3 protein-coding genes are annotated in these 3384 nt (G+C 73.0%); all 3 read left to right on the forward strand.

All coding sequences use genetic code 11. The annotated features are described in order from the left end of the window. Window positions 1-50: 50 nt before the first annotated feature. Window positions 51-836 (forward strand): ABC transporter ATP-binding protein, encoded by a 786-nt coding sequence (locus tag ACWEJX_RS37580; RefSeq protein WP_451611896.1) that lies wholly within the window; start codon window positions 51-53, stop codon window positions 834-836. Next, on the forward strand, window positions 833-2452 hold the full coding sequence (locus ACWEJX_RS37585; protein WP_451611897.1) for a transporter: 1620 nt from the start codon (window positions 833-835) through the stop codon (window positions 2450-2452). Before ACWEJX_RS37580 ends, ACWEJX_RS37585 begins: the two co-directional genes overlap by 4 nt. A 350-nt stretch (window positions 2453-2802) precedes the next feature. Continuing rightward, window positions 2803-3267: a subtilase-type protease inhibitor gene (locus tag ACWEJX_RS37590; RefSeq protein WP_451611898.1), complete on the forward strand. Its 465-nt coding sequence runs from the start codon at window positions 2803-2805 to the stop codon at window positions 3265-3267. The last annotated feature ends 117 nt before the right edge of the window (window positions 3268-3384 follow it).

Here is a 3384-nt window from a genome sequence, read left to right on the forward strand (position 1 = left end):
GGGGGGGGGGGGGGGGGGGGGGGCTTGCGGGGGGGGGGGCCCCCCGCGGTGTGGGTGCGGCGCCCGCCGTTCATGTCGAGGGGCTGTGGAAGCGCTTCGGCCAGCAGATCGCGGTGAACGGGATCGATCTCGTGCTTCCCGCGGGCAAGTTCATCGGCCTCGTCGGGCCCAACGGCGCCGGCAAGACCACCACGCTCTCCATGATCACCGGCCTGCTGCGGCCGGACGCCGGGCGCATCCGGATCGGCGGCCACGACGTGTGGGCCGATCCCGAGTCCGTCGCCCAGGTCAAGGCGCGGATCGGCATCCTGCCGGAGGGGCTGCGGCTCTTCGAGCGCCTCTCGGGCCGCGAGCTCCTCGCCTACAGCGGCCGGCTGCGCGGACTGCCGGGCGCCGAGGTCGACAAGCGCGCCACGCAGCTGCTTGACGTGCTCGACCTCGCGGGCTCGCAGCACAAGCTGGTCGTCGACTACTCGACCGGCATGCGGAAGAAGATCGGCCTGGCGGCGGCCCTGTTGCACAACCCGGAAGTCCTCTTCCTGGACGAGCCGTTCGAGGGCGTCGACCCGGTCTCCGCGCAGACCATCCGCGGCGTCCTGGAGCGCTACACCTCCTCCGGCGCCACCGTCGTCTTCTCCAGCCACGTCATGGAGCTGGTGGAGTCGCTGTGCGACTGGGTCGCCGTGATGGCCGCCGGGCAGATCCGCGCGCAGGGCCCGCTGGCGCAGGTCCGGGGCACGGCGCCGTCGCTGCAGGCCGCGTTCCTGGAGCTGGTCGGCGCGAACGGGCGGGACGCCGGGCAGTCGCTCGACTGGCTGGGCGGTTCGGCCCGATGACCACCGCTCCCGCCGCGGTCCCCTCGCTGACCTCGGTCTTCGTACGGCTCAAGCTGTCGCTCCTGAAGAACGGCCTGCGGCAGTCGGGCGGGCGGACCGCCGCCTATGTCTCATCGATCGTCTTCGCCGCGCTCCTCGCCGCCGCCATGACCTCCGCCTTCCTCGCGCTGCGCGGGCACGCGGCCGCGACCACGGTCTCGGTGCTGATCACGGGCGTGCTCGCGCTGTCCTGGACGGTCATGCCGCTGTTCCTGCCGAGCGGCGACGAGACCCTCGACCCGTCGCGTCTCGTGATGCTGCCGCTGCGGCCGCGGCCGCTGGTCCGGGCGCTGCTCGTGGCCTCCCTCGTCGGCATCGGTCCGGGCCTCACCGTGGTCCTGGCGGTCGGCGCGGCCCTGGCGGTCGCGCACGGCGCCGCGGGCACGTTCGTCGCCGTGCTCGCCGTGCCGCTGGAGGTCGTCGGCTGCGTGGCGCTCTCGCGTGCGGTGGCCGCCGCGAACGTACGGCTCCTGACCTCGCGCAAGGGCCGTGACCTGGCCGTCCTCTCCGGCCTCGTGATCGCGGTCGGCATGCAGCTGGTCAACTTCGGCGCGCAGCGGCTCAGCCGGGCCGGCGGGCTCTCGGCGCTCGAACCGGTCGCCCAGGTCGTGGGCTGGCTGCCGCCGGCGTCCGCGGTCTCCGCGATCGGCGCGGCGGGTGAGGGCGACTACGCGATCGCCGCCGCGAAGCTGCTGCTCGCCGCGGCCGGCGTGGCCGGCCTGCTGGTGTGGTGGCAGCGCAGCCTGGTGAAGCTGATGACCGCGCCGGACGGCTCGACGATCGGCGCCTCGGACGGCGCGGGCGCCAAGGACAAGTCGGCGTCGTCGGGCCGGCTCGGCCGGCTGCTTCCGGGCGGACGCACGGGCACGGTGATGGAGCGCGGCCTGCGCTACATCTGGCGCGACCCGAAGACGAAGGCCGGCTGGGTGACCTCTCTCGCCATCGGCGCGATCATCCCGCTGTTCAACGCCCTGCAGGGCACCGGATCGCTCTACTTCGCGTGTTTCGCCTCGGGCATGCTGGGCCTGCAGATGTTCAACCAGTTCGGCCAGGACACGTCCGCCTTCTGGATGGTGGCGCAGACCATCTCGACGCCGGCCGACGCCTACGCCGAACTGCGGGCGCGGGCCCTGACGATGCTGTCCATCACCGTGCCGTACATGCTCCTCGTGATGACGGCGACGGCCGGCGTCATCGGCGCGTGGGGCGGCTTCCCGCAAGCCCTCGGCATGGCGCTCGCGGTGCTCGGCGCGATGGTCGGCATCGGCGCGGTGACCTCGGCCTGGTTCCCGTACTCGATCCCGCAGGGCAGCGGGTACAAGAACGTGGCGCCGGGCCAGGCCGGTCTGTCGCTGATCTCCGTCTTCGGCGGCATGTTCTCCGCCGCGGTGCTCTGCTCCCCGGTGATCGCCACGATCGTCGTCCTGCACCTCACGGACACCGAGTCGGCCCTGTGGCTGCTGCTGCCGGGCGGCGCCGTCTACGGCGCGCTGCTCGTCTGGGGCGGTCTGAAGGTGGCGGCGCCGCGGGTGGCGAAGCGGCTGCCGGAGATCCTGGCCGCGGTGAGCAAGGGCTAGGAACCGGACGGGACGGCGCGGCCGGCGGCGGATGCGTCGCCGGCCGCGCCGGTTCCGGACGATGCCGCTCTGTTCCGGACGATCAAGAACGTTCACAACTGGTCCAAGCTCGAACATTTCTTTTATCGCCGCAGGTAGGCGGACCGTACGGATTTGAACGGCTCGGGCCGCGACGGCCGTCCGAGGGCCGAACGACCAGTCGGGCGGGGGGTCGTACGGGGGTGCGGCCGGAAAGCAGCGGACGGATGTGCGATCACGCTGCGCGTCGACAAGACTCCGGTGCGCAGCCGGATCGGCTCGCATCCCCCGTCACTCCCGTGTCTTCGGACCCACAGGAAAGGGACACCCCCGTGCGCTCCTTCCGTACGCTCGGCGCCACCGCACTCGCCACCGCGAGCGGTCTCGCCCTGATCGGCACCGCCATCGCCGGCACCAGCACCGCCGAGGCCGCCCCCGCCTCGACCCCGGGCCTCTACGCGCCGACGGCGCTCGTGCTCACGCTCGGCAAGGGCGAACGCCCGGCCACCGCCACGGTGGTCCGCGCGGTCACCCTGAGCTGTTCCCCGACCCCGTCCGGGACGCATCCCGCACCGGTCGAGGCGTGCCGCGAACTCAACCAGGCCGAGGGCGACTTCGCCCGCCTCGGCGGCGTGACGGTCACGTCGCGGCACCTCCCGTGCACCCGCGAGTGGGACCCGGTCACGGTGACGGGCGACGGCGTCTGGGAGGGCAAGCGGGTGCGCTGGTCGGCCCGGTACGGCAACTCGTGCGAGCTGCGGGCGGCGACGGGCGAGGGGACGGTCTTCGCGTTCTGAGGGTTGATCCCGGTGGGCCCGGCCGGGCCCGGGTGCGCCCGGGCCCGGCCTGGGTCCTAGGCCGTGTCCGTAAAGTCGATCGCTCGTTACTCCGTTCGTGGTGCGTCGACATGAACT

This window comes from Streptomyces sp. NPDC004788 (genome assembly GCF_053601115.1).